The organism is Luteimonas yindakuii (genome assembly GCF_004803715.2).
GTDB lineage: Bacteria > Pseudomonadota > Gammaproteobacteria > Xanthomonadales > Xanthomonadaceae > Luteimonas > Luteimonas yindakuii.
Genome location: NZ_CP039383.2, coordinates 744008 through 769719 on the forward strand (window position 1 = coordinate 744008; position 25712 = coordinate 769719).

The window sequence follows — 25712 nt, forward strand, 5'->3', positions numbered from 1 at the left end:
CGCCGCGCCGCGTTCACTGCGTGGTGGGCGTGGCGTCCACTGCACCGCGGGTGCGCACGCGCAGCACCGCCACCCCGGATTGCGGATGCACGGCTTCGGCCGTGTCCAACCCGGCGACGTCGGCGCGCAACGCCAGCCAGGCATCGTGGGCGTCGGTCTGCGGCTGCCACAGCCCGAACAGGCCGAACAGCGGCCGGGTGTAGTCCAGCGTCTGCACCGTGCCTACCCACAGCGGCTCGCCGCCTTCGAGCAGCGCCGGCGCGTGCCACAGGCGCAGGACCTGTTCGCGGCCGGCGTCCACCGGGCGACGCATCAGCAGCACTTCCGCCTCGGTATCGAGGGCGGCGGGCAACACCGGTTGTCGCGCGGCCGGGGTGTCGTCGTCGAGCAGGCCGAGCACGGCCACCCAGTCCGCCTGCGCCTGCGGCACCCAGCCATGCTGCTCGAGGTGCCCGCGCAGTGGTGCGAGCGGGCCGGCCACCTGCACATCGAGTGGCCAGCGCAGGTCGGCGCTGCGTTCATTGCGGCGCGACGGCAGCGCCTTCCAGCCGGTATTCCACCATTCCGCCTCGGTGATGACCTGGCCGGGCGGCGGCGGTACGAAGTCGCCGAGCAACCGGTCGACCGCACGCGGCGCATGCCAGGCCGCGGCCAGCGCGAAGGTGATGTAGAACAGCAGCGCCAGTGGCCGCATCCAGAACGAGCGCGCCACGTGGCGCCGGTAGGCCAGGCCCAGCACCAGCAGCCAGACCACGCCCAGCAGCACCCCGCCCACCACGTCGCTGAGCCAGTGCGCACCGAGGTAGATGCGTGCGAACCCCAGCAACGACACGGTCACGCCGGTCACCAAGTACGGCCAGACACGGTTGCGGCCCGGCAGTTCGCGGGCGATCAGCACGGCGAAGAAGCCGAAGGTGATGGTGGTCATCGTCACCGTCATCGACGGGAAGCCGAACCCGCTGTGCGCGGTGGGCGGGCGCGGCACGTCGATCACCGCTTCCAGCCCCGCGGTCAGCACCAGCCCGAACGCGAGCGCGGCCAGCCAGTGTGCCGCCGCGAGGAAGCGCCGCCGCCAGACCAGCCACAGCAGCGCCAGCCCCGCGGCGGGCACCAGCACCACCGCATCGCCGATGGAGGCGAAGCCGGCCATCAGCCGGTCGGCCAGCGGATTGCGCAGCGCAATCATCGTTTCGTAGACGCTGAGGTCGATCATCAGCGGCTCGCCGCGCATCAGCACCGTGGTCAGCAGCGCGAACCATGCCCAGGCGATCGCCAGCAGGCAGACCGCCAGGATCGCCAGCGATGCGGACTCCGGCCGGCGCGGATCGATCAGTGCGCCGGCGTAGCGGCCGAGGATCGGATGCGCGCGCGACCATGCCAGCGCCCGTGCCAGCAGCTTGTTGGCATGGGTGTCGAACCAGCGGTATGTGTAGACGACCAGCGCCCACGCCAGCGCCAGCACGACCGCGAGCGCGCCCAGCACGATCGCGAGGCGGTCGGCGACCGCGGCCACCGCGTCGTAGGAGGCACCGAAGATCCAGCCCGGGGCGAGGAACAGTGCCGCCCAGGAAATCGCCGCCAGCAGGCTGACCGGCAGGTAGCGGCGCAACGGCATTTTCGCGATGCCCGCGATGGCCGGCACGAACGGGCGGATCGCGCCGACATAACGCGCGATCACGATGCTCTTCAGCGCGTTGCGGCGGAACAGCACCTCGCCGCGGTCCAGCAGCTGCGGATAGCGCTGGAACGGCCATACCTGGCGCAGGCTGCCGCCCCAGCGCCGGCCGATCCAGTAGCTGATGCCATCGCCGGCGAATGCGCCCAATGCAGCGCAGGCCACCGCGTAGGGGCCGGAGATCTCGCCCAGGCCGATCAGTACGCCGATCGCGAACAGCAGCGGCAGTGCCGGCACCACCGCGCCGAGGATGATCACGGAGTCGGCGAATGCGATCAGGAAGATCACGAGGCCCGCGGCCAGCGGATGTTCGCCGATCCAGCCGACGGTGTTCTCGAAGAGTTCGGACAGCATCGCCGCATTATGACAGCGGCGTCGCCGGCACCTGCGACAACGGTCGCCCAGCAGCCAGCGTGCCGTCAGCCCCGGGTGCCCGCGTACACTGCACGGATGACCCGTTCAGACGCCATCGAACTCCGCGCGCTCAAGGCCGACAGCTTCGGTCGCATCTCGTTGATGGGCACGCCGGATGGGCATCGCTTCGTGCGTCGCGACCTTGCCCACGTGCCGCTATGGCTGCGCCTGCCGGCGTGGTGGCTGGCGCGGCGCGAGGCGCGCGCGCTGCAGGCGATCACCGGCATGCCGGATACGCCTGCACTGCTGGACTGGACCGGGCGCCGGCTCGACCGCAGCTTCATGGCCGGCGATGCGATGTACCAGCGCCCGCCGCGCGGTGACGTCGCCTATTTCCACCAGGCGCGCCGGTTGTTGCAGCAGCTGCACCGGCGCGGTGTCGCCCACAACGACCTCGCCAAGGAAGCCAACTGGCTGGTGCTCGAGGACGGCCGCCCGGCGCTGATCGATTTCCAACTCGCCACCCGCGGCGATCCGCGCGCGCGGTGGATGCGCCTGCTGTTCCGCGAGGACCTGCGCCACCTGCTCAAGCACAAGCGCATGTACTGCCGCGAGGCGTTGACGCCGGTGGAGAAGCGACTGCTGAAGCGGCGCTCGTGGCTGCGCAACCTGTGGTTCCGCACCGGCAAGCCGGTCTACCGGGTGGTGACGCGACGCATCCTGCGCTGGGAAGACAACGAGGGGCAGGGGCCGAAGCCCTGAGCCGGCCTCACTCGAGGCCGAGCACCTGCTGGCCGGCGAAGTCCCGCTCGCCATCGAAATCGTAGGCGACCTGCAGGCGGCCAAGCACCGCGCAGGCGTGGCAGCTGCGCATCGCGGTGGCATAGACCAGGCGCACGCCGCCATCAGGCAGCGCCCGGCGCTCCACGAACTCCGCTGGCGCGAACGGGTGCGCATCGGGATGCGCGGCGAGAAAAGCCTCGATCGATGGCACCGACAGCGCGGAGTCGGCAAGGCTGTCGACGTCGGTGGGCCGGCCGTCGCGGTCGACCAGCCAGGTGCCGTGGTTGGTATTGGCGCGGAACGGGTACTCGATGGTCGCGATGCCGACGCCGTCGCGCTCATCCCAGGCCGATACGTAACCCGCCTCGCCGCGACCACGCAGCCGCTCGCTGGCGGCGATCGCGGCGGGTGTCGCATCGCTGGCGCGCATCGCGTCGAGCAGGCAGGTATCGATCGCAGTCGCGTCCTGGCGACACGCATCCACCGGGCCATTCCAGACCGCGTCCGGTCCAATCCCCAGCGGGCCTGTTGCGTCGCCTGCATGCGCGCCCTCGTGATCGGGCAGCGGCAACCGTGCGTTCGCCGCGTCGGTCACCGGCGTTTCCGGTGCAGGGTCGAGGCTCGCCTGCTGGCAGCCCAGCAGTGCCGCGGCGAGGAAACAGGCAAGCACCGTGGATCGCATGGGATGATGTCTCCAGCGGCGCCGCATGGCCGGCAACGCATCGAGTCTAGGCGGGCGCCGGGTCCCCGGCGTGAGGAGGTTGCATGGCGTCACTCGCGGGCAAGACCCTGTTTATTACCGGCGCATCGCGCGGCATCGGCATGGCCATCGCCGAGCGCGCGGCACGCGATGGCGCCAACGTGGCCATCGCAGCCAAATCCGACGTCGCCAACCCGCGCCTGCCGGGCACCATCCATTCCGCGGCCCAGGCGGTGACTGCGGCGGGTGGGCAGGCGCTGGCGTTGAAGTGCGACATCCGCGAGGAAGACCAGGTGCGCGCCGCCGTGGCCGCCACGGTCGATGCCTTCGGCGGCATCGATATCCTCGTCAACAACGCCAGCGCGATCTGGCTGCGCGGCACGCTGGACACGCCGATGAAGCGCTTCGACCTGATGCAGCAGGTCAACGCGCGCGGCAGCTTCCTGTGCGCGCAGGCCTGCCTGCCGCATCTGCTGGAGGCACCGAACCCGCACATCCTCACCCTCGCTCCGCCGCCGTCGCTGGACCCGAAGTGGTGGGGCCCGCACACCGGCTATACGCTGGCGAAGATGGGCATGAGCTTCGTGACCCTGGGCCTGGCGGCGGAGTTCGGGCCGCGTGGCGTGGCGGTCAATGCGTTGTGGCCGCGCACCATCATCGCCACCGATGCACTCAACATGATCCCCGACGTCGACAGCGCTGGGGCGCGCACGCCGGCGATCATGGCCGACGCCGCGCACGCGGTGCTGACGCGCCCGGCGGCCGGATTCAGCGGCCGCTTCCTGATCGACGACGAGGTGCTGCGCGACGCCGGCGTGGTGGATCTGGACGCGTACGCGGTCGACCCGTCGAAGCCGCTGTATCCGGATCTGTTCCTGGATTGAGGCATGACGGGGCTGTCACTGCCTGGGCTGCGCTGTGGCCGGACATTGCCGTGGCGTCGCGGACCGACGCAGCATCCACCTCGAGCACGGTCTGCGAATGACGGAGCGCTACTGATCCAGTGCCTGTGCCAGGTCGTCGATCAGGTCCTGCACATGCTCCAGTCCGACCGACAGCCGCAGCAGGCCGGCGGGGCTCACGCTGTCCGCGCCCTCGATCGAGGCCCGATGCTCGACCAGTGATTCGGTCGAGCCCAGCGACGTCGCATTGGTGAACAGCCGCATCCGCTGCGCGGTGGCCAGCGCGGCGTCGCGCCCGCCATGGACTTCGAACGACAGCATGCCGCCGTATCCGCGCATCTGCCGCGCGGCCACCGCGTGGCCCGGATGGCTCTCGAGCCCGGGATAGTGCACCGCCATCACCCGCGGATGTGCGGCAAGGAAGGCCGCCACTGCCGCCGCATTCGCGCCATGCCGTTCCAGCCGCACCGGCAGCGTGCGCAGGCCGCGCAGCGTCATCCATGCCGCGAACGGCGATGCGCTGCTGCCGAACATGCGGCGCACGTCGTAACACGCAGTGGCCAGGTCATCATCACTGGCGAAGGTGAGCGCGCCACCCATCGCATCACCGTGGCCGTTGAGGTACTTGGTGGTCGAGTGCAGCACGATGTCGGCACCGAGCGCGAGCGGACGCTGCAGTGGCGGCGGCGCGAAGGTGCCGTCCACGAGCAGGCGCGCGCCTGCCCCGCGTGCGAGCGTCGCCAGTGCGGCGAGGTCGCAGACCTTCAGCCGCGGATTGGAGGGCGTTTCCACCCACAGCAGGGCGGTCGTCGTTGCCAGCGCAGCGCGTACCGCATCCAGGTTGGTGGCATCGACGACGGTGTGGCGCAGCCCGTGCGGTGCCAGGAAGCGCGTGATCAGTGCCCGGTAGCCGAAATAGGTGTCGTCGGCGATAACCAGATGGCTGCCCGGTGGCAGCGCCTGCAGCACCGCCGCGCCGGCGGCCATGCCGGTTGCGAAGAACAGCGTGCGCGCGCCGCCATCCAGCCGCGCCAGCACGCTTTCCAGTTGCTGCTGGTTGGGGTTGTCCTGGCGCTGGTAGAGGAAACCCAGCGGCGTCTGCGCATCCGCGGTGTGTTCGAAGGTGGTCGACAGTTGCAGTGCGGCGGTCATCGCGCCATTCGCCGGGTCGGGCGCAACGCCGGCGTGGGCAGCGATGGTGTCGGAGTGCGGCGTCGTCTGGTCGGGGCTGGACATGCGATGTCGGCTTCGAGGGCGGATAATGACGGCGGCCCGAACGACGGGCCGTGCCGGGAAGACACTCTGCCATGAACGAAACCGCTGCTCCCGCGGCCTCCGAACTCACCGCGCTGGCTGGCCGCTACTGGCTGCCCGTCTATCGGCCGCGCGACCTTGTGCTCGAACGCGGCGAGGGCTCGCGCCTGTGGGACAGCGAGGGTCGCGACTATGTCGACCTCGCCGCCGGCATCGCGGTATGCAGTCTTGGCCATTGCGATCCCGACCTGACCGCCGCGCTGGTGGAGCAGGCTGGCCGCCTGTGGCACACCAGCAACGCGTTCTACAGCGAGCCCCCGCTGCGGCTGGCCGAGGAACTGGTGACCGCTTCGCGTTTCGCGCGCCGCGTGTTCCTGTGCAATTCCGGCGCCGAGGCCAACGAGGCGGCGATCAAGCTGGTGCGCAAGTGGGCGGCGAGCGAAGGGCGCAACCCCCAGCAGCGGGTGATCGTGAGCTGCCGCGGCAGCTTCCACGGCCGCACCCTGGCGGCGGTGACCGCCACCGCGCAACCGAAGTACCAGGCAGGCTACGAGCCGCTGCCGCAGGGCTTCCGCTACGTCGACTTCAACGACCTCACCGGCCTGGAAGTGGCGATGGCTGCAGGCGACGTCGCCGCCGTCCTGCTGGAGCCGGTGCAGGGCGAGGGCGGCGTGACCCCGGTGGCGCCGGGTTACCTGCGCGCGGTGCGCGAGTTGTGCGACCGCCACGGCGCGCTGCTGGTGCTCGACGAAATCCAGTGCGGCATGGGCCGCACCGGCACGTTGTTCGCGCACTGGCAGGACGACGTGGTGCCGGACATCGTCACCCTCGCCAAGGCGCTGGGCGGCGGGTTCCCGGTCGGCGCGATGCTGGCCGGGCCGAAGGTGGCCGACGTCATGCAGTTCGGCGCCCACGGCAGCACCTTCGGCGGCAATCCGCTGGCCAGCGCGGTGGCGCGGGTGGCCCTGCGCAAGCTGTCGTCGCCGGAAGTGGCAGCCAACGTCACCCGCCAGTCGCGCGCGTTGCGCGAAGGCCTGAAGGCAATCGACGCCGAGCTCCAGGTGTTTTCCGACATCCGTGGCCGTGGCCTGATGCTGGGCGCGCAGCTGCGCGATCAGTACGCCGGCCGTGCCGGCGAGATCCTCGACGCCTGCGCACGCGAAGGCCTGATGGCGTTGCAGGCGGGGCCGGACGTGCTGCGCTTCGTGCCGGCGCTGACCATCACCGACGCCGACGTGGCCGAAGGGCTGGCGCGCCTGGCGCGCGCGCTGCGCACCTTCACCGCCGCCGCTTCCCCCAACCGCTGAGGGGGGCGATCAACCCCACACCGCATGACCGGTGTGGGGGGCGTCGCCAGTCAGCCAGCGCGCACCAGCGCGAACGCCTCGCGCGCGGCGGCGAGCGTGGCCTCGAGCGTCTGCTGGTCATGCGCGGCCGACACGAACCCGGCCTCGAAGGCCGACGGAGCGAGGAACACGCCGCGATCGAGCATCGCGTGGAAGAAGCGCGCGAACGCCACGGTGTCGCAGGCCACCGCCTGCGCATAGGTGTCGACCTTCGGCGCATCGGTGAAGAACAGCCCGAACATCGCGCCCACCCGGCTGGTCGTGAACGGCACGCCGGCATCACGCGCGGCGGCTTCCAGCCCGTCGCACAGCGCGTTGCCATGGGCCTCGAGCCGGTCGTGGAAGCCCGGTTCCTGGATCACGTCGAGCAGCGCCAGCCCGGCCGCCATCGCCACCGGATTGCCCGACAGCGTGCCCGCCTGGTAGACCGGCCCGGCCGGTGAGATCTGCGACATCAGGTCGCGTCGGCCGCCATAGGCGCCGACCGGCATGCCGGCACCGATGATCTTGCCGAAGGTGGTGAGGTCCGGCGTTACCCCATAGCGCGCCTGCGCACCGCCCAGTGCCACGCGGAAGCCGGTCATCACCTCGTCGAAGATCAGCACGGTGCCGTGGCGCGTGCACAGCTCGCGCAGGTGCTGCAGGAAGCCGTCGCGCGGCAGCAGGCAATTGGCGTTGCCGGCCACCGGCTCGATGATCAGGGCGGCGATGTCATCACCGGCTTCGTCGAACAGGGCCGTGGCCGCGTCGAAATCGTTGTAGGGTAGGGTGAGCGTCAGGTCGGCCAGCGCCTTGGGCACGCCCGGGGAATTCGGCACCCCGAAGGTTAGCGCGCCGCTGCCGGCCTTGACCAGGAACGAGTCGCCATGGCCGTGGTAGTTGCCCTCGAACTTGACGATGCGGCTGCGGCCGGTGGCACCGCGTGCCAGCCGGATCGCCGACAGCGTGGCCTCGGTGCCGGAGTTGACCATGCGCACCATCTCGCACGACGGCACCAGCCGGGTGAGGGTCTCCGCCATCGTCACTTCCGCTGCGCACGGCGCACCGAACGACAGCCCGTTGCCCAGCGCCTGCTTCACCGCCTGGCGCACCGCGGGATGGTTGTGGCCGGCGATCATCGGCCCCCACGAACCCACGTAATCGATGTAGCGGTTGCCGTCCACGTCGTACAGGAAGGCACCGTCGGCGCGCTCGACGAAGAACGGTTCGCCACCGACCGAGCCGAACGCGCGCACCGGCGAGTTCACCCCGCCCGGCAACAACTGGCGGGCGCGTTGGAACAACTCCTGGGAACGGGCGTGCTGCATTGGAAAAACTCCGGTAAGGCGTCACGTGACGCTGGATGTCGATCAGGACGAGGGGTGCGCGCGCTCGAACGCAGCGCGATAGGCGCGGGCCGCGGCGACCGGGTCCGGCGCATCGAAGACCCCGCCGACCACCGCGATGAGATCCGCCCCTGCATCGAGGAGCGCACGCGCATTGTCCGGGGTGATGCCGCCGATCGCCACCCGCGGCACGCCCAGGGCGGCGGCCTGCGCAAGCAGCTCGGGATCGGCGCGACGCGCGCCGGGCTTCGTCGTGCTGGGGTGGAAGGCACCGAATGCCACGTGGTCGGCGCCGGCTTCCACCGCGCGTCGGGCACGCGCGATGTCGTCGTAGCAGGACGCGCCGACCAGCGCCGCCGGGCCGAGCGATGCGCGCGCCTGCGCCAGATCGCCATCGTCCTCGCCGAGGTGCACGCCGTCGGCCCCAATGCGCGCCGCCAGTGCCGCGTCGTCGTTGATCAGCAGCGGCACGTGGTGCGCGCGTGCCAGCGCCAGCAGCGCGATGGCCTGCGCTTCGCGCAGCGCGGTGTCGGCCCGCTTGTTGCGGTACTGCAGCCAACAGGCATGCGGAAGCACCGCCTCCACGCGGGCAAGCAACCGCGTCGTATCGGTATCGTCAGGGGTGATCAGGTACAGGCCGCGCGGACGCGGTGGGACGGTTGCGGGCACGGAACTCGCTCGGGCGCTGTGGGAGAATGCCGGGAGGCCCGACGCGACCATTATCCGATGACCGAGAGCACACCCGCTTCCACCTATCGCACCTGGATGTGCGTGGTCTGCGGATTCATCTACGACGAGGCGCTCGGCCTGCCCGAGGAGGGGATCGCCCCCGGCACGCGCTGGGAGGATGTCGCCGAGGACTGGACCTGCCCGGACTGCGGCGTGACCAAGGACGACTTCGAGATGATGCCGCTCTGAACGCGCCTCGCAGGGCGCGCGCGGAAGCCGGTCAGTGCAGCCGTGAGCGTTCGCCGCTGGCGACGATCAGCAGTTCGCGCACGCGCTCCGCATCGCCTGCACCCGGCCGCGCCTGCAGATAACGCGCGAGATCGTCACGGGCGCCGCGCAGGTGGCGCAGGCGGAAGTAGCACAGCCCGCGGTCGCGCAGGGCATCGGCATCGTCGGGCAGCAGGCACAGCACGCGGTCGACGCAGCGCAGCGCCCGGTCCCAGTCCGCACGCTGGACGTACACCGCGTACAGGTTGCGCAGCATCCGCACGAGGATGGCGCGGTTCGACGCCGGGTGCAGGATCTGATGCAGCACCTGGTCGTCCAGGTCCCGGCCATCCAGGTGCGCGAGCGCACGTTCACGCAGTTCGTCGACATCCAGCGGGCGGCCGCGGTTGAATGGATCCATCACCAGCACGCCGCCATCCACCGGCAGCCGCACCAGGAAATGGCCGGGGAACGACACCCCGTCCAGGCCCAGGCCCAGTCGGCGCGCGACCTCCATCTGCAGCAGGCCCAATGACAACGGGATGCCGAGGCGTCGCTCGCACACCTCGTTGAGATAGCTGTTGCGGGGGTCGTGGTAGGCCTCGTGGTTGCCGGCGTAGCCCTGTTCGTCGAACAGGTACCGGTTGATCGCCATCATCTTCAGTGGCCAGTGCGCGGCGGAGTCCACGCGCGGACGCAGTGCCCTCGTGTGCGCCTCGATCAGCTGTTCGTAGACCGCATGGTCGAGCCGCGGGTACTCGTCCCGGGCGATCAGCAGCGCGCTGGAAAACAGCGGGATCGCGTCGTCATCCAGCGTCGCGAGGCCACTCCAGCTCGGCAGCGAAGTCCGCTCATGCATGCAGGGAGCCTGCGCTCCGTCGTGGAGTGATGCAAGGCGCCATCGACCCGGCATTCAGCGCGGAATGTCGATGCCGGGGCCGATTTCCAGCGCGGTGCCATCCTGCAACCGCAGTCGGGCCGCCTCGCCCGCATTGAGTTCGAGCACGAAGCGCGCCGGTGCTCCGCTCGGATAGGGAGGACAGCGGTTGCCCGCGGAACAGGGCGGCACGTCGCGCTGCTGGGACACCAGTCGCAGCCGGCTGTCGAAGTAGAGGATGTCCAGCGGGATGTGGGTGTTCTTCATCCAGTACGCCTGCGGCGCCTCCTCGTCATGGATGAACAGCATGCCGTGGTCGCGTGGCATCGAATCACGGAACATCAGGCCGCGCGCGCGGCTGGCATCGTCGGCCGCGATCTCCACGGCGTAACGCTCGCCCGCCAGTTCCACCCAGCGGCCGCCGGCGCTTGCGCAGGCCGTTGCCATCAGTACGAGGCAGGAGGCGGCGATGCGGAGCAGGGTGCGAAGACTCATGGCAATGCGGACCTGGCTGGCGGCGGGACCTGAACATCGACGACCGCACACAGGCCGTCAAGCATCACGGGGCTTCCACTTCGCGCGCTGGGTAGGCACAATGCGCGCCCGCTCCGGCAGCCATCGCCGCAGTGTTCAACCAGGTCGTCATGAGGGTTGACGCAGCAGCTGATCGCGCTAGAATACGCGGCCCGATTCGAGCCAAACGCCCGGTCGGAACGAAAGAAAAGTTTCACAAGGTGTTGACAGCAACAGAATCCGCGCTAAGATGGGCGGCTCACCTCGACGGAAACGACGGGGTACGGCAAGAAGGGGTTCGCGGCGCTGAGGCCGGTTCCCGGAGTTCTTTGACAGTGTACGCAGGAGACTTGTGCGGACGTCTGGCGGCTGGATGACCATCCACAACGCAGACGTTCGAAAGAGCACAGAGTCGATTCCAAGCATGCAAATGCGAGTGATTGAATTCGAGCTCCGGACAGCATCTGCACTCAAGCATTAAATGGGGCTTCGGTCCCGTGCAAGACTTAAGTGAAGAGTTTGATCCTGGCTCAGAGTGAACGCTGGCGGCAGGCCTAACACATGCAAGTCGAACGGCAGCACAGTAAGAGCTTGCTCTTACGGGTGGCGAGTGGCGGACGGGTGAGGAATACATCGGAATCTGCCTATTTGTGGGGGATAACCTCGGGAAACCGGGACTAATACCGCATACGACCTCCGGGTGAAAGCAGGGGACCTTCGGGCCTTGCGCAGATAGATGAGCCGATGTCGGATTAGCTAGTTGGCGGGGTAAAGGCCCACCAAGGCGACGATCCGTAGCTGGTCTGAGAGGATGATCAGCCACACTGGAACTGAGACACGGTCCAGACTCCTACGGGAGGCAGCAGTGGGGAATATTGGACAATGGGCGCAAGCCTGATCCAGCCATGCCGCGTGGGTGAAGAAGGCCTTCGGGTTGTAAAGCCCTTTTGTTGGGAAAGAAAAGCATCCGGCCAATACCCGGGTGTTCTGACGGTACCCAAAGAATAAGCACCGGCTAACTTCGTGCCAGCAGCCGCGGTAATACGAAGGGTGCAAGCGTTACTCGGAATTACTGGGCGTAAAGCGTGCGTAGGTGGTTTGTTAAGTCTGATGTGAAAGCCCTGGGCTCAACCTGGGAATTGCATTGGATACTGGCAGGCTAGAGTGCGGTAGAGGATGGCGGAATTCCTGGTGTAGCAGTGAAATGCGTAGAGATCAGGAGGAACATCCGTGGCGAAGGCGGCCATCTGGACCAGCACTGACACTGAGGCACGAAAGCGTGGGGAGCAAACAGGATTAGATACCCTGGTAGTCCACGCCCTAAACGATGCGAACTGGATGTTGGGTGCAATTTGGCACTCAGTATCGAAGCTAACGCGTTAAGTTCGCCGCCTGGGGAGTACGGTCGCAAGACTGAAACTCAAAGGAATTGACGGGGGCCCGCACAAGCGGTGGAGTATGTGGTTTAATTCGATGCAACGCGAAGAACCTTACCTGGCCTTGACATGTCCGGAACCCCTGAGAGATCGGGGGGTGCCTTCGGGAACCGGAACACAGGTGCTGCATGGCTGTCGTCAGCTCGTGTCGTGAGATGTTGGGTTAAGTCCCGCAACGAGCGCAACCCTTGTCCTTAGTTGCCAGCACGTAATGGTGGGAACTCTAAGGAGACCGCCGGTGACAAACCGGAGGAAGGTGGGGATGACGTCAAGTCATCATGGCCCTTACGGCCAGGGCTACACACGTACTACAATGGGAAGGACAGAGGGCTGCAAACCCGCGAGGGCAAGCCAATCCCAGAAACCTTCTCTCAGTCCGGATCGGAGTCTGCAACTCGACTCCGTGAAGTCGGAATCGCTAGTAATCGCAGATCAGCATTGCTGCGGTGAATACGTTCCCGGGCCTTGTACACACCGCCCGTCACACCATGGGAGTTTGTTGCACCAGAAGCAGGTAGCCTAACCTTCGGGAGGGCGCTTGCCACGGTGTGGCAGATGACTGGGGTGAAGTCGTAACAAGGTAGCCGTATCGGAAGGTGCGGCTGGATCACCTCCTTTAGAGACCGGACGGCTTCCACCGTCCAGGCGTCCGCACAAGTCACCTGCATCCAGAAAGTTCCGGCAACGGCCGGAACAGTCCCTTACATGGGGCCATAGCTCAGCTGGGAGAGCACCTGCTTTGCAAGCAGGGGGTCGTCGGTTCGATCCCGACTGGCTCCACCAGGGTTGAGCCCAAGCGATTTGGGTCTGTAGCTCAGGTGGTTAGAGCGCACCCCTGATAAGGGTGAGGTCGGTGGTTCGAGTCCTCCCAGACCCACCAGTCTTTCTGGATGACGGCGTACACGAAAGAATTAGATGGGTTCCGCGTTGAGGCGGAGCCATGATCTTTGAAAATTGGGATGTAGCGAGCGTTTTGGAACGAAATGTCCAGACGTGTCGTAGAGGCTAAGGCGGGGGAGCAAATCCCCTGAAAACTTGATGTCGTTGAAATTCGCGTCTGCGGTTTGTACCCGCGGACACATTCAATCCCGAGGCGACTTGGGGTTATATGGTCAAGCGAATAAGCGCACACGGTGGATGCCTTGGCGGTCAGAGGCGATGAAGGACGTGGCAGCCTGCGAAAAGTGTCGGGGAGCTGGCAACAAGCTTTGATCCGGCAATGTCCGAATGGGGAAACCCACCTCGCAAGAGGTATTGCATGGTGAATACATAGCCATGCAAGGCGAACGCGGTGAACTGAAATATCTAAGTAACCGCAGGAAAAGAAATCAACCGAGATTCCCTGAGTAGTGACGAGCGAACGGGGAACAGCCCAAAAGTCGATGTGGTTCTAGCGGAACAGTCTGGAAAGACTGGCCATAGACGGTGACAGCCCTGTACGTGAAAGGGCCATGTCGATGAAATTGAGTAGGGCGGGGCACGTGAAACCCTGTCTGAACATGGGGGGACCATCCTCCAAGGCTAAATACTCCTGACCGACCGATAGTGAACCAGTACCGTGAGGGAAAGGCGAAAAGAACCCCGGTGAGGGGAGTGAAATAGACCCTGAAACCGTGTGCGTACAAGCAGTCGGAGCTCCGCAAGGAGTGACGGCGTACCTTTTGTATAATGGGTCAGCGACTTATTGTTCGTGGCAAGCTTAACCGTATAGGGGAGGCGAAGGGAAACCGAGTCTGATAAGGGCGCATAGTCGCGGGCAATAGACCCGAAACCGGGTGATCTAGTCATGCCCAGGGTGAAGGTACCGTAACAGGTACTGGAGGCCCGAACCCACTCCCGTTGCAAAGGTAGGGGATGAGGTGTGATTAGGAGTGAAAAGCTAATCGAACCCGGAGATAGCTGGTTCTCCTCGAAAGCTATTTAGGTAGCGCCTCATGTGAATCCTCTCGGGGGTAGAGCACTGTTATGGCTAGGGGGTCATCGCGACTTACCAAACCATGGCAAACTCCGAATACCGAGACGGACTGCATGGGAGACACACGGCGGGTGCTAACGTCCGTCGTGAAAAGGGAAACAACCCAGACCCACAGCTAAGGTCCCCAATTCAGTGCTAAGTGGGAAACGATGTGGAAAGGCACAGACAGCCAGGAGGTTGGCTTAGAAGCAGCCATCCTTTAAAGAAAGCGTAATAGCTCACTGGTCGAGTCGGTCTGCGCGGAAGATTTAACGGGGCTAAAGCACTGAACCGAAGCTTGGGGTGCATAGCAATATGCGCGGTAGAGGAGCGTTCCGTACGCCTGCGAAGGTGGATTGAGAAGTCCGCTGGAGGTATCGGAAGTGCGAATGCTGACATGAGTAACGATAATGCGGGTGAAAAGCCCGCACGCCGAAAGCCTAAGGTTTCCTTGCGCAACGTTAATCGGCGCAGGGTGAGTCGGCCCCTAAGGCGAGGCAGAAATGCGTAGTCGATGGGAAGCTGGTTAATATTCCAGCACCTCGCGTGAGTGCGATGGGGGGACGGAGAAGGGTAGGTGTACCGGGCGTTGGTTGTCCCGGGGAAAGGCGGTAGGTTTGGGGCTTAGGCAAATCCGGGCCCCTTCAAGACCGAGCACCGAGACCAGGTCATTAGACTGAAGTCACTGATCCCACGCTTCCAGGAAAAGCCCCTAAGCTTCAGCTCACGCAGACCGTACCGTAAACCGACACAGGTGGGCAGGATGAGAATTCTAAGGCGCTTGAGAGAACTCGGGTGAAGGAACTAGGCAACATAGCACCGTAACTTCGGGAGAAGGTGCGCCCTTGGTCGTGGCCCATGCGGGCTATAGCGATCGGGGGCCGCAGTGACCAGGCCGCTGCGACTGTTTATCAAAAACACAGGACTCTGCAAACACGAAAGTGGACGTATAGGGTCTGACGCCTGCCCGGTGCCGGAAGGTTAATTGATGGGGTCAGCCGCAAGGCGAAGCTCTTGATCGAAGCCCCGGTAAACGGCGGCCGTAACTATAACGGTCCTAAGGTAGCGAAATTCCTTGTCGGGTAAGTTCCGACCTGCACGAATGGCGTAACGATGGCGGCGCTGTCTCCACCCGAGACTCAGTGAAATTGAAATCGCTGTGAAGATGCAGCGTTCCCGTGGCAAGACGGAAAGACCCCGTGAACCTTTACTATAGCTTTACACTGAACGTTGAGTTCGTCTGTGTAGGATAGGTGGGAGGCTGTGAAACCATGGCGCTAGCTGTGGTGGAGCCATCCTTGAAATACCACCCTGTCGTGCTTGACGTTCTAACCTGGGCCCGTAATCCGGGTCGGGGACCGTGTATGGTGGGTAGTTTGACTGGGGCGGTCTCCTCCCAAAGAGTAACGGAGGAGCTCGAAGGTACGCTCAGCGCGGTCGGACATCGCGCACTGTGTGCAAAGGCATAAGCGTGCTTGACTGCAAGATCGACGGATCAAGCAGGTAGGAAACTAGGACTTAGTGATCCGGTGGTTCTGTATGGAAGGGCCATCGCTCAACGGATAAAAGGTACTCCGGGGATAACAGGCTGATACCGCCCAAGAGTTCATATCGACGGCGGTGTTTGGCACCTCGATGTCGGCTCATCACATCCTGGGGCTGTAGTCGGTCCCAAGGGTATGGCTGTTCGCCATTTAAAGTGGTACGCGAGCTGGGTTCAGAACGTCGTGAGACAGTTCGGTCCCTATCTGCCATGGGCGTTGGAGATTTGAGAGGGGCTGCTCCTAGTACGAGAGGACCGGAGTGGACGAACCTCTGGTGTTCCGGTTGTCACGCCAGTGGCACTGCCGGGTAGCTACGTTCGGAAACGATAACCGCTGAAAGCATCTAAGCGGGAAGCGTGCCTCAAGATGAGATCTCCCGGGAGCTTGACTCCCCTGAAGGAACCATCAAGACCAGGTGGTTGATAGGCTGGGTGTGTAAGCACAGCAATGTGTTGAGCTAACCAGTACTAATGATCCGTGTGGCTTGACCATATAACCTCAAGTGGCTTCGCCGGATTACACCGCGAAGACCGAGGCCTCGACAACACGTCGACGACACGATTTCAAAATGCTCGCTACAATCCCACCCCTCGAGAGCGTGAGCGCTGTCGTACCGCAGCCGCGGTGCGTCCGGCGACCCTCCACCCTCTCCCTGGTGACAATAGCTGTGTGGAACCACCCGATCCCATTCCGAACTCGGAAGTGAAACGCATATGCGCCGATGGTAGTGTGCATTCAGCATGCGAGAGTAGGTCATCGCCAGGGTTTTTTACCCAAAACCCCCGCCGGATCCCGGCGGGGGTTTCTCTTTGCGTGCGGGAAAGTCCGCGCTAGGGCGCCGGGTATCGTGTCTGTAGTGCGGAGCGAGTTGCGCCTCGCCCGGCTAATGTGGGAGCGACAGTTGGCTGGGCGATGCTTCTGCTCTAGCCTGGAAGCGCTCTTGCGCCGGCCAGTGGCTGTGGTATCCGGGCACAGAGGAGCTCGGCAACTAACGCAGACGTGATTCGCAAGAAGGGGCTAGTCGAAGGGCTTCGTAGACGTTGTTGACGCACCTGGGCATCACCCTCGCCCTCAATCGCCGCCGAGTTTCGCGCGGTAACGGTCGCGCACATGCTGGTTGATATAGGTGGCCAGGCCGGAACCGGCCTCGGCGTGTCGACGCATGGCCGTTACATGCTGGGCGCCGGGTTCGACGTCGTCGTAGAGATAGATCGCCCGGTCATCAGCGAAGCGCAGCAGGATTGCTCCGGGGACCAGCGCATAGGCACGCACGCCCGATTGGCCGGAGCGGTCCGAATAGGTCTTGAATGGCGGCAGGTCCATCCGTCGAGCGTGGCCCAGCCGGGGTGTAGCGAGCGTGCCCCGTGTACGGCAGGGATTTTCGCACGCAGGATGGACCGACCGTTGGTCACCCGCCCGGCGACCACGCTGCCAGACCGACGCAGCAGCCGCTTCAATCCAACAGCATGGCAATCCGCCACTGGCCGGCTTCCCCGCACGCCCGATTCCGGCGAAGGCCGCGGGGGCCGAGGCTCGGGCGTGCGTGGGCATGCCACTCGGGCATCCCAACCTGTGTCACGAGGGTTTTGCTCAGGTCCGCGATCTTCGTTGGGCCCGGCAAACGTCACCGGACGTTAGCGTGGATCCGGCCTACACACCGCAGGTGTGCCCCGCGGCTGGCGTGGGCCCCAGGCTGGATCGTGCGCCGTCGCGCTCAAGGCAGGAGACGTTTGCCCGGAGCTGCGTTCAGTGGATGACGTGGGGCTCCGGCGGCGGCTAGAGCACCAGCGGCGGCTCGCCGCCGACGATCACCACGTCGGCCGGCCGGCGTGCGAACAGGCCGACACTGACGATGCCGGGGATCTGGTTGAGACGCTGTTCCAGCGCGACGGGATCGGTGATCTCCAGGCCATGGACGTCGAGCACCCAGTTGCCGTTGTCGGTGACGACGTTCTCGCGCCAGACCGGCTGGCCCGCGGTGAGTTCGACGATCTCCCGCGCCACCATGCTGCGCGCCATCGGGATCACCTCCACCGGCAACGGGAAGCGCCCGAGTACCGGCACGCGCTTGGCGGGATCGATGATGCAGACGAAGCGCTGGCTCGCCTGCGCGATGATCTTCTCGCGCGTCAACGCGGCGCCGCCGCCCTTGATCAGGTGCTTGTGCGGATCGCATTCGTCGGCGCCATCGACGTAGAGCGGCAACGGCCCGGCGGCATTGAGGTCGATCACCGGAATGCCGTGCTGCTTGAGGCGCGCGGTGCTCTGCTCCGAGCTCGACACTGCGCCTTCGATGCGGCCGCGGATCCGCGCCAGCGCATCGATGAAATAGGCGACGGTGGAGCCGGTGCCGACGCCGACGATGCTGCCGTCCTCGACGAATTCGATGGCTTTCTCGCCGGCGAGGCGCTTTGAATCGGACATCGGTCAGGCCTTGTGTTCGAGGCCGAGCAGGATCTTCCACTGCGCGGCGGTGACAGGCAGCACGGACAGCCGGCTGCCTCTACGGATCAGTGCGAATTCCTCGCCCAGCGAGTCGACCTGCGTGCGGATCAGGTCAAGCGGTACCGGCTTGGCCAGGTGGCGCACGTAGCGCACGTCGACGAGGGACCAGCGCGGCTCCTCGCGGGTCGACTTCTCGTCGAAGTACTTGGACTTCCGATCGAACTGGGTCGGGTCCGGGTAGCTCGCGCAGGCCACTTCCGCGAGCCCGTAGATGCCGGGCACCTGCGTACTCGAGTGGTAGAACAGGACCCCGTCGCCAACCTGCATCTGGCGCATGAAGTTGCGCGCCTGGAAGTTGCGCACGCCGGTCCATGGTTCGGTTCCGACGCGTTGCAGATCGTCGATGGAGAAATCCGACGGTTCGGATTTCATCAGCCAATAGCGTTTGGGTGGGCTCATGCGGTCACCGGAATCAGGGTCTCGGTTTCGGTGCAGACGGCGTCGAGCGGCACATCCCACGATCGGGCGTCGAGCCGCTCGGCTTCCTGGAAGGAGTAGGCCACGCCCGCAAGCCACGGCGGACCCGCGCTGTCGCGGCGTTGCGCGAAGGTGCGATCGTACCAGCCGGCTCCCATGCCCAGCCGCTGCCCGCTGCGGTCGAACGCGACCAGCGGCAGTACGGCCAGTGCGATGGCGCCAGCCTCCAGGCAGGCCTCCGGGCCAAGGTCCGGCTCGGGGATGCCGTAGCGGTTCGTCACCAGTGGATCGCCGGCACGCCACGGTGCGAAGCGGAGGCGGCCGTCGTCGTGCAGGACCGGGAGGCAATAGACCAGTCCGGGGGGAAGTCGCAGTTGCCAGACGTGCAGGGCAAGTTCGCCATCCATCGCCCAGTAGCCGGCCACGTAGCCCTGCGTCGGCATGAAAGGCAACGCCTGCAGCCGCTCGGCGACCGCTTCCGCGGCCTGCAGCCGTTGCGCCGGCGGCACTGCGCGGCGGCGCTGACGGAGTTCACGTCGTAGCGCGTCGCGATCCACGATCACAGGATGGGAGGCAAGGTGTGCATCGACGTCATTGTCGCCGAGTGGCGACGCTTCGTCATGCCCGGCCTGGAACGCAGCGGGCGCGGTGGAAGCCAGGGTTCGACACCCGGACTACCACCGCGCCCGCGGCAGAATTCAATACGTCCTCCGCCAATGAAGATGCCTGCGAAACGACCTTGAACCCGGGGTTCAAGTGGGAATGCTGGGGATCCATCGGGCTTTCCGCACGGGGCGGACTTGCACACCCGGATCCGTCACATCCCCGAGGTCGTATTAAGGGACAAGGCGAATGTTTTGCAGGCTGTCGACACAGCAGAGGACGCAGACGGAGTATAGCGCCCTGCGCACGAAGCGCATGCCCGGCAGTCGGTGCGGCCGGCAGGGATTCAGTTGTGTCTGCGCACGGTGAGCGGCGCAGTGATCAGTCGACCGCGTCGAGCCTGCGCTCGATGACTGCCATCGCCTGGCGCAGTTCGCGGTCGCGTGCGTCGTGTTCGCTACGCAGGAGCTGGAGTTCGGCGGCGAGGTTCAACGCGGCGAGCACGGCGATCCTGTCGATCGCCGCCATGCGGTTGCTGCCGCGCAGCTCGCGCATGCGGGTATCGAGCAGGCGCGCGGCCGCAACCAGCGCCTCGCGCTCGCCCGGAGCCACGCCCACCGTGTACTCGCGATCGAGCACGCGCACATTGACCGGCTCGCCGCTGCTCACGTGTGCTGCTCGAGCGACTTCAGCCGGGCGATCATCGCCTCGACCCGGGTGCGTGCCTGTTCGTTGCGCGTCAACAGCTGCGAGCGTTCGCCGGCGAGCTGTTCCTGCTGGCGCAGGCTGCGGTTCTCCTCGGTCAACCGCTGCACGCGGTCGACCAGGCCATCGATGCGGCTGGCAACGGCGCGAAGCTGGGCGGCGACATCGGGGGTGGTCCATGGCGGCACGATAGGCAGCGGCCGGGGGCCGGTCAAGGCAGGCTGCTGGCGTGCGCCCGCGGAGCCTGGCGTGCGCCGTCCCAGTTGCGGATGAAGCCGAGCGCGCTGTGTGCGTCCAGCGGTGGGGAGAGCCAGAAGCCCTGCACCTCGTCGCAGCGCTGCTGGGCCAGGAACCCGAGCTGGGCCTCGGTTTCCACGCCTTCGGCGACCACCCGCAGGCCGAGTGAATGGCCCATGGAGATCACCGTGCTGGTGATGGCCACATCCTCGGGATCACCCGGCAGGCCATCGATGAACGCCTTGTCGATCTTGATGGTGTTGATCGGCAGTCGTTTCAGGTACGCGAGCGACGAATAGCCGGTGCCGAAGTCGTCGATCGCCAACGACACGCCGAGGGTGCGGAAGGCCTGCAGCGTGGTCGCGCTCTGCGCCGCATTGGCCATCAGCACGCTCTCGGTGAGTTCCAGCTCCAGCACCGACGGCTGCAGGCCGGTGTCCTCGAGCACGCGCCGCACCACCTCGGGGAAGTTGCCGCGCAGAAGCTGCAGCATCGACACGTTCACCGACAGGGTGAGGTCGCCGGCGCCGTGCTGCTGCCAGCGCCGCAACGTCAGGCAGGCCTCGCGCAGCACCCACTCACCGATCTCCAGGATCAGCCCGCTCTCCTCGGCCAGCGGGATGAAGTCATCCGGCGCCACTTCGCCGTGTTCGTCGCTGTACCAGCGCAGCAACGCCTCGACGCCGCTGATGCGCGAGCGGGCGAGGCTCAGCCGCGGCTGGAACACCAGCCGCAGCTCCCCCCGATCGAGCACCTTGCGCAGTCCGGCCGACAACCGGGCCCGCTGGCGCGTGCTGGCATCCATCGCGTCGTCGTAGCGCATGAAGGTGCGACGGCCGGCGCTCTTGGCCTGGTACATCGCGGTGTCGGCACGCTTGAGCAGTTCGGTCGGCACCTGCCCGTGGTCGGGATAGATGCTGATGCCGATCGACGGCGAGATCGCGATCTCCTGGCGGCCGTCGAGCAGCAGCGGCGCCTCGAACGCCATGATGATCTCGCGCGCGGTGCGCTCGGCGTCCTGCGGGCCGTCGATCCCCTCGAGGATGACGGTGAACTCGTCACCCGACAGCCGCGCGACCGTGTGCTGCTCGCCCACGGTCTGCTGCAGGCGGCTGGCGGCGGCGCGCAGGATGCGGTCGCCGGCGGCATGGCCGAGCGAATCGTTGATGTCCTTGAAACGGTCGAGGTCGAGGAACAGCACCGCGATGCGGGTACCCTCGCGGCGCGCGCGGACGATGGCGCGCGACAGCCGTTCCGACAGCAGCGAGCGGTTGGGCAGGTTGGTGAGGGTGTCGAAGTTGGCGAGGTAGCGCAGCTCCTGCTCGGTGCGCTTCTGCTGGGTGATGTCGTTGAGCACGGTGACGTAGAGCGTCGAATCCTCGCTATCGTCGGAGACCACGGCACTGGCCTCGATCGCGCAGAGGAATTCCTCGCCGTCCGAGCGGCGCTGCCACATCTCGCCGCTCCAGCGGCCCGAGCGCACCAGCCGCTTGCGGATGTGCTCGTAGAACGCGGCCTCGTGCTGGTGGCTGTCCAGCACGCGGGCGTTGCGGCCGATCACCTCTTCGGCCGTGTATCCCGTCATCCGCGCGAACGCCGGATTGACGGTGACGAAGTTGAAGTCGGCATCGACCACCGATACCGCCTCGCTCATGCTGCGCAGCACCTCGGTGGCGATGCGGCGATCGCGTTCCTCGCCGCGCGCGCGGGTGATGTCCACCAGGGTGCCGGCGACGCGCCGCGGCCGCTGTGCAGCATCGAATTCGACAGTGCGCCCGCGCACGCGGACCCAGCGCAGCCGGCCGTCCTGGGCGTGCACGCGCATGTCGTATTCGAAGCTGCGGGCCTGGCCGGACAGATACGCGGCCATCCGCTCGCGGGCGGTGTCGAGGTAGCCGGGCAGCAGCACCTGTTCGAGGTCGATGTCGCGCTCGTGCAGCCGCAGCGTGCCGTTGCCCCGTTCGGTTTCCAGCAGGGTCACCCGCTGGCTGTCCAGCGCGTAGTCCCAGTAGCGCTCGCCGGTGGCCCACAGCGCCTGTTTCAGGCGTTCCTTGCGCCGCCGCAGCACCTCGATCTCGCGCCGGTGACGGACGCGCTGGCGCCATGCGGCGATCCCCGCGATCAGTGCAAGCGCGACACAGGCAAGTGCGATGGCGACGAGGAGGTGCGGATCGAGTGGATCGGCCACGTGCGGGCAACTCCATGCCGCGGGCGGCGGCAAACGAGTGTAGGCACTGCCGCGGGCGGGCAGCAAGTTGCGCGGGCACCGCACCGCCGGAGGCGTGCCGGTTGCGCGGGCAGGCTCTAGACTGGTGCGCCCTCCGTAAGGACCGCAGCCGTGTCCGAGCACGAACTTCCCGCCGCCGACGAGATCGAACGCTCGATCCGCCGGCTGGGCCTGACCGCCAGCGTTTCCGAGCTGCATGGCATCGTCGCCGGATGGCTCGCCGGTGGCGGCGACGCGAGCGCCGGCTGGCTGGCGCGTGCGCTGGCCGATCCGGAGATCGCTGACGACGAGTCGCTCGACGGCCTGCGCGCGGCAACGTCGGCACAGCTGGAAGACCGCGATTTCGGCTTCGAGCTGCTGCTGCCCGCGCCGTCGGCTTCGCTGTACGACCGCAGCGGCGCGCTGTTCGAGTGGTGCCGCGGCTTTCTCGGTGCGTTCGGGCTCGCCGCGGGCGAGGCCAGTGCCTTGTCCACCGAGGGTCGCGAGGCGCTGGTGGACCTGGCGCGACTGGCGGCGGCGGCACCGCAGGAGTCGGGCGACGACGAAGAGGAAAGCGCGCTGGCCGAGATCGAGGAGTTCGTGCGCGTGGCGGTCCTGCTGCTGCACGGCGACTGTGCGCTGGGGCCGCGCCATCGGCAGCGGCTGAACTGAGCGATGTCCACTGCACGCGCGGTTCCCGATCCGTACGCACGCCGCCGTCGCCAGCTCATGCGCATGGCGGGCGACAACGCGATCCTGGTGCTGCCGTCCGCGCCGATGCGCGTGCGCAGCCGCGATACGCATTTCCCCTACCGGCAGGATTCCGACCTCTGGTACCTCACCGGCTTCGAGGAGCCGGACGCGGTGCTGGTGCTGGTACCGGGTCGCGCGCACGGCGAGGCGCTGCTGTTCTGTCGCGAGCGTGATCCGGAGCGCGAGGCCTGGGATGGCCCGCGGGTGGGGCCGGAGGGCGCGGTGGATGCACTGGGCATGGACGATGCCTACCCGATCGACGACCTCGACGAGATCCTGCCGGGTCTGCTGGAAGGGCGCACCCGCGTCTACTACCACTTCGGCCGCGACACCGACTTCGACCTGAAGCTGATCGGCTGGCTCAACCGCGTCCGTGCGCAGGTGCGGCTGGGTGCGCAGCCCCCGCACGAATTCCTCGAACTGGGCCACCTGCTCGACGAGATGCGGCTGTTCAAGTCGCGCGACGAGCTGCGGCTGATGAAGCGCGCGGCGCGGATCAGCGTCGAGGCGCATGCCGCGGCGATGCGCGCCGTACGGCCTGGCATGCACGAGTACGACCTGCAGGCGGAGCTGGAGTACGTGTTCCGCCGCAACGAGGCGCAGCCGGCGTACGAAAGCATCGTCGGCGCCGGCGCGAATGCCTGCGTGCTGCACTACCGCGCCAACCGGGCGCGCATCGGCGACGACGACCTGGTGCTGATCGATGCCGGCGCCGAATACCGTGGCTACGCGGCCGACATCACCCGCACGTTCCCGGCCAGCGGGAGGTTCACCGCCGCGCAGCGCGCGTTGCACGACGTGGTGCTAGAGGCGCATGCGGAAAGCTGCGCGCGGGCACGCCCGGGCGTCGCCTACGGGGTGATCCACGACACCGCGGTGGAAGTGCTGGTGGAGGGCCTGCTGCGGCTGGGCCTGCTCAAGGGGCGCGCGGCCAAGCTGATCGCCGACGGCACCTACAAGCGCTTCTATCCGCACAAGACCGGCCACTGGCTGGGCCTGGACGTACACGATGTCGGCGACTACCGCATCGACGGCGAGTCCCGGCTGCTCGAACCGGGGATGGTGTTCACCATCGAACCCGGCCTCTACATCCCTCCCGATGCGCCGGGCGTGGCGGCGAAGTGGCGCGGCCTCGGCGTGCGCATCGAGGATGACCTCGCGATCACCCGCGACGGCCACGACGTGCTCACCGCGGGACTTGCACGCAGCGCCGACGAGATCGAGGCCTTCATGGCCGCGCGCGGCTGAGTTGAGCGGGCGGCGCGTCGCAACGCCGCCCGGGCCCCGCGGTCAGCCCGCGCTGGTGCGCGCGAACTCCTCACGGGTGAGGTTCACCGGTGCACCCTCCGCGGTGATGACCAGGTCGTCCTCGATGCGGATCCCGCCATACGGGCGCAATGCGTCCACGCGATCCCAGTCGACCTCGCCCGCGTGCGCGCTTTCGCGCAGCTCGCGCATCAGCAGGTCGGCGAAATAGATGCCGGGCTCGTTGGTGACCACCATCCCCGGTTCGAGGGTGCGGGTCAGGCGCAGGTAGGGATGGCCTTCGGGCTTGGGCAGGGTGCCACCGGCATCGGAGGCGGCGAAGCCGGCGACGTCGTGGACCTGCAGGCCGATCCCGTGGCCGAGGCCGTGCGGGAAGAACTTGCTGCTGACGCCGGATTCCAGCGCGGCCTCCGCCGACATCCGGATCACCCCGGCATCGCGCAGCACGCCCGCTAGCGCCAGGTGCGCGTCGAGATGCAGCTGCCGATAGTCGGTGCCGGCGGTGAATCGCTCGCACAACCGGCGTTCCACGGCGTCGACGGCGTCGATCAGCGCCTGGAATTCGCCGTCGCGGTCGCTCGCCCAGGTGCGGGTGATGTCGCAGGCATAGCCGGCATGGCTGGCACCGGCGTCGATCAGGAAGCTGCGCACCGGCTTCGGCGGCAGCCGGTCGAGTTCGGTGTAGTGCAACACCGCCGCGTGCTCGTTGAGCGCGACGATGTTGTTGTACGGCAGCTCGGTGCTGTCCTGCCCCGCGGCCTGGCAGTACGCCAGGTGGATGCCGAATTCGGAGGCGCCGGCCCGGAACGCGCGTTCCGCCGCGCGGTGCGCGCGCACGCCGCGCACGGTGGCCGCGCGCATCATCTCGATCTCGTAGGCGGTCTTGTACGCACGGTGGTAGTCGAGGTAGTCGAGCACCGGCTGCGGGTTGTTGGGGACGAACGCGCCGAGCGCACTCTGCGGTTCGCCCAGGATCGCGCAACGCGCTGCATCCCGGGGCAGGTGTTGCAGGGCTTCCTCCGGCGTGCGGATGACCACCACGTCGAAATGCTCCGTCCACAGCCCCGAGGGCGCTTCGGGTACCACGTGCCAGTAGTCGAACGGTTGCAGGTAGACGAGCTTCGGACGCTCACCCGGCGTGGCCACCAGCCAGCTGCCCGGATGGCGCACCAGCGGCACCCAGGCCTTGAACTGCGGGTTGGCGGCGTAGGGATAATCGCGGTCGTCGAAGACCTGGTAATGCAGGGTGCCTGCCGGCACGACGAGGCTGTCGAAGCCGCCGCGCTCGAGTGCGACCGCGGTGCGGCGCTGCAGGGTGGCGAGGTGGTCGGCGTAGAGGGGTGCGAGGTCGACGCTCATCGCAGGCGGCTCCCGGTTCTGGAAAACCGCCATTGTCCCGCATCCGCCAATGGCCTGCCGGC

21 protein-coding genes, 2 tRNA genes, 3 rRNA genes and 1 other RNA gene are annotated in these 25712 nt (G+C 66.7%); 11 read left to right on the forward strand and 16 right to left on the reverse strand.

All coding sequences use genetic code 11. The features are described 5' to 3' along the window. Positions 1–13: 13 nt before the first annotated feature. Positions 14–2029 carry a bifunctional DedA family/phosphatase PAP2 family protein gene (locus E5843_RS03365; protein ID WP_136411828.1) on the reverse strand — a complete coding sequence of 672 codons (2016 nt, stop codon included), beginning with the start codon at positions 2027–2029 and terminating at the stop codon, positions 14–16. A 96-nt stretch (positions 2030–2125) separates the two neighbouring features. On the opposite strand from E5843_RS03365, the gene E5843_RS03370 reads away from it, so the two are divergent. After that, positions 2126–2791 (forward strand): protein kinase family protein, encoded by a 666-nt coding sequence (locus tag E5843_RS03370; protein ID WP_136411829.1) that lies wholly within the window; start codon positions 2126–2128, stop codon positions 2789–2791. A gap of 7 nt (positions 2792–2798) precedes the next feature. On the opposite strand, the gene E5843_RS03375 is transcribed toward E5843_RS03370, so the two are convergent. Further along, positions 2799–3494, reverse strand: a complete 696-nt coding sequence (locus tag E5843_RS03375; RefSeq protein ID WP_136411830.1) for a hypothetical protein — start codon at positions 3492–3494, stop codon at positions 2799–2801. A gap of 83 nt (positions 3495–3577) precedes the next feature. Here E5843_RS03375 and E5843_RS03380 point away from each other — a divergent pair, with 83 nt between their 5' ends. Beyond that, positions 3578–4396 (forward strand): SDR family oxidoreductase, encoded by an 819-nt coding sequence (locus E5843_RS03380; protein WP_136411831.1) that lies wholly within the window; start codon positions 3578–3580, stop codon positions 4394–4396. Between the two features lie 108 nt (positions 4397–4504). On the opposite strand, the gene E5843_RS03385 is transcribed toward E5843_RS03380, so the two are convergent. Next, positions 4505–5650: a trans-sulfuration enzyme family protein gene (locus E5843_RS03385; protein WP_141065674.1), complete on the reverse strand. Its 1146-nt coding sequence runs from the start codon at positions 5648–5650 to the stop codon at positions 4505–4507. Between the two features lie 71 nt (positions 5651–5721). Here E5843_RS03385 and E5843_RS03390 point away from each other — a divergent pair, with 71 nt between their 5' ends. Next, a complete protein-coding gene (locus E5843_RS03390; RefSeq protein WP_136411832.1) occupies positions 5722–6975 on the forward strand; it encodes an acetylornithine transaminase in 1254 nt (417 codons plus the stop codon). 50 nt (positions 6976–7025) lie between these two features. Here E5843_RS03390 and hemL read toward each other — a convergent pair whose 3' ends face one another. Both hemL and thiE read right to left on the reverse strand, forming a co-directional pair. Further along, on the reverse strand, positions 7026–8321 hold the full coding sequence (gene hemL / locus E5843_RS03395) for a glutamate-1-semialdehyde 2,1-aminomutase (protein WP_136411833.1): 1296 nt from the start codon (positions 8319–8321) through the stop codon (positions 7026–7028). 42 nt (positions 8322–8363) lie between these two features. Next, positions 8364–9008 (reverse strand): thiamine phosphate synthase, encoded by a 645-nt coding sequence (gene thiE / locus E5843_RS03400; RefSeq protein WP_244240825.1) that lies wholly within the window; start codon positions 9006–9008, stop codon positions 8364–8366. Between the two features lie 57 nt (positions 9009–9065). Between thiE and E5843_RS03405 the strand changes: the two genes are divergently transcribed. After that, positions 9066–9257 carry a rubredoxin gene (locus E5843_RS03405; protein ID WP_136411835.1) on the forward strand — a complete coding sequence of 64 codons (192 nt, stop codon included), beginning with the start codon at positions 9066–9068 and terminating at the stop codon, positions 9255–9257. A 31-nt stretch (positions 9258–9288) separates the two neighbouring features. On the opposite strand, the gene E5843_RS03410 is transcribed toward E5843_RS03405, so the two are convergent. Both E5843_RS03410 and E5843_RS03415 read right to left on the reverse strand, forming a co-directional pair. Beyond that, a complete protein-coding gene (locus tag E5843_RS03410) occupies positions 9289–10134 on the reverse strand; it encodes a SirB1 family protein (RefSeq protein WP_141065675.1) in 846 nt (281 codons plus the stop codon). A gap of 54 nt (positions 10135–10188) precedes the next feature. Beyond that, entirely contained in the window at positions 10189–10647 is a 459-nt protein-coding gene (locus E5843_RS03415; RefSeq protein WP_136411837.1) for a DUF192 domain-containing protein, read from the reverse strand. 525 nt (positions 10648–11172) lie between these two features. Here E5843_RS03415 and E5843_RS03420 point away from each other — a divergent pair. The 5 genes from E5843_RS03420 (at position 11173) to rrf (ending at position 16364) form a co-directional block, all read left to right on the forward strand. Further along, a 16S ribosomal RNA gene (locus E5843_RS03420) occupies positions 11173–12719 on the forward strand. A gap of 89 nt (positions 12720–12808) precedes the next feature. Beyond that, positions 12809–12884, forward strand: a tRNA-Ala gene (locus E5843_RS03425). Positions 12885–12904: 20 nt separating this feature from the next. Then, positions 12905–12981, forward strand: a tRNA-Ile gene (locus tag E5843_RS03430). A 230-nt stretch (positions 12982–13211) separates the two neighbouring features. After that, positions 13212–16091, forward strand: a 23S ribosomal RNA gene (locus E5843_RS03435). A 159-nt stretch (positions 16092–16250) separates the two neighbouring features. Next, a 5S ribosomal RNA gene (gene rrf, locus E5843_RS03440) occupies positions 16251–16364 on the forward strand. The 16S, 23S and 5S rRNA genes sit together here with 2 tRNA genes alongside, the layout of an rRNA operon. 306 nt (positions 16365–16670) lie before the next feature. Here the strand turns inward: rrf and E5843_RS03445 are convergent. The 8 genes from E5843_RS03445 to E5843_RS03480 all read right to left on the reverse strand — a co-directional run bounded on the left by E5843_RS03445 (position 16671) and on the right by E5843_RS03480 (position 22254). Next, on the reverse strand, positions 16671–16922 hold the full coding sequence (locus tag E5843_RS03445) for a hypothetical protein (protein ID WP_136411838.1): 252 nt from the start codon (positions 16920–16922) through the stop codon (positions 16671–16673). 453 nt (positions 16923–17375) lie between these two features. After that, complete coding sequence (gene rpiA, locus E5843_RS03450) at positions 17376–18023, reverse strand: ribose-5-phosphate isomerase RpiA (RefSeq protein ID WP_134672697.1); 648 nt, start codon at positions 18021–18023, stop codon at positions 17376–17378. A 3-nt stretch (positions 18024–18026) separates the two neighbouring features. Next, entirely contained in the window at positions 18027–18503 is a 477-nt protein-coding gene (locus tag E5843_RS03455; RefSeq protein ID WP_136411839.1) for an EVE domain-containing protein, read from the reverse strand. After that, positions 18500–19084 carry a 5-formyltetrahydrofolate cyclo-ligase gene (locus E5843_RS03460; RefSeq protein ID WP_141065676.1) on the reverse strand — a complete coding sequence of 195 codons (585 nt, stop codon included), beginning with the start codon at positions 19082–19084 and terminating at the stop codon, positions 18500–18502. Before E5843_RS03460 ends, E5843_RS03455 begins: the two co-directional genes overlap by 4 nt. Before the next feature lie 140 nt (positions 19085–19224). After that, a non-coding RNA gene (ssrS, locus tag E5843_RS03465) (6S RNA) lies at positions 19225–19406 on the reverse strand. A gap of 99 nt (positions 19407–19505) precedes the next feature. After that, a complete protein-coding gene (locus E5843_RS03470; RefSeq protein WP_134672700.1) occupies positions 19506–19793 on the reverse strand; it encodes a cell division protein ZapA in 288 nt (95 codons plus the stop codon). Further along, complete coding sequence (locus E5843_RS03475; RefSeq protein ID WP_166816046.1) at positions 19790–20026, reverse strand: TIGR02449 family protein; 237 nt, start codon at positions 20024–20026, stop codon at positions 19790–19792. Before E5843_RS03475 ends, E5843_RS03470 begins: the two co-directional genes overlap by 4 nt. A 14-nt stretch (positions 20027–20040) precedes the next feature. Continuing rightward, on the reverse strand, positions 20041–22254 hold the full coding sequence (locus E5843_RS03480; RefSeq protein WP_244240826.1) for a putative bifunctional diguanylate cyclase/phosphodiesterase: 2214 nt from the start codon (positions 22252–22254) through the stop codon (positions 20041–20043). Positions 22255–22404: 150 nt separating this feature from the next. On the opposite strand from E5843_RS03480, the gene E5843_RS03485 reads away from it, so the two are divergent. Together E5843_RS03485 and E5843_RS03490 are read left to right on the forward strand one after the other, a co-directional pair. After that, positions 22405–22944, forward strand: coding sequence for a UPF0149 family protein (locus E5843_RS03485; RefSeq protein WP_134672703.1), 540 nt, complete (start codon positions 22405–22407; stop codon positions 22942–22944). Between the two features lie 3 nt (positions 22945–22947). After that, complete coding sequence (locus E5843_RS03490; RefSeq protein ID WP_136411842.1) at positions 22948–24273, forward strand: aminopeptidase P N-terminal domain-containing protein; 1326 nt, start codon at positions 22948–22950, stop codon at positions 24271–24273. Between the two features lie 42 nt (positions 24274–24315). On the opposite strand, the gene pepQ is transcribed toward E5843_RS03490, so the two are convergent. Beyond that, a complete protein-coding gene (pepQ, locus tag E5843_RS03495; RefSeq protein WP_136411843.1) occupies positions 24316–25650 on the reverse strand; it encodes a Xaa-Pro dipeptidase in 1335 nt (444 codons plus the stop codon). Positions 25651–25712: the final 62 nt, after the last annotated feature.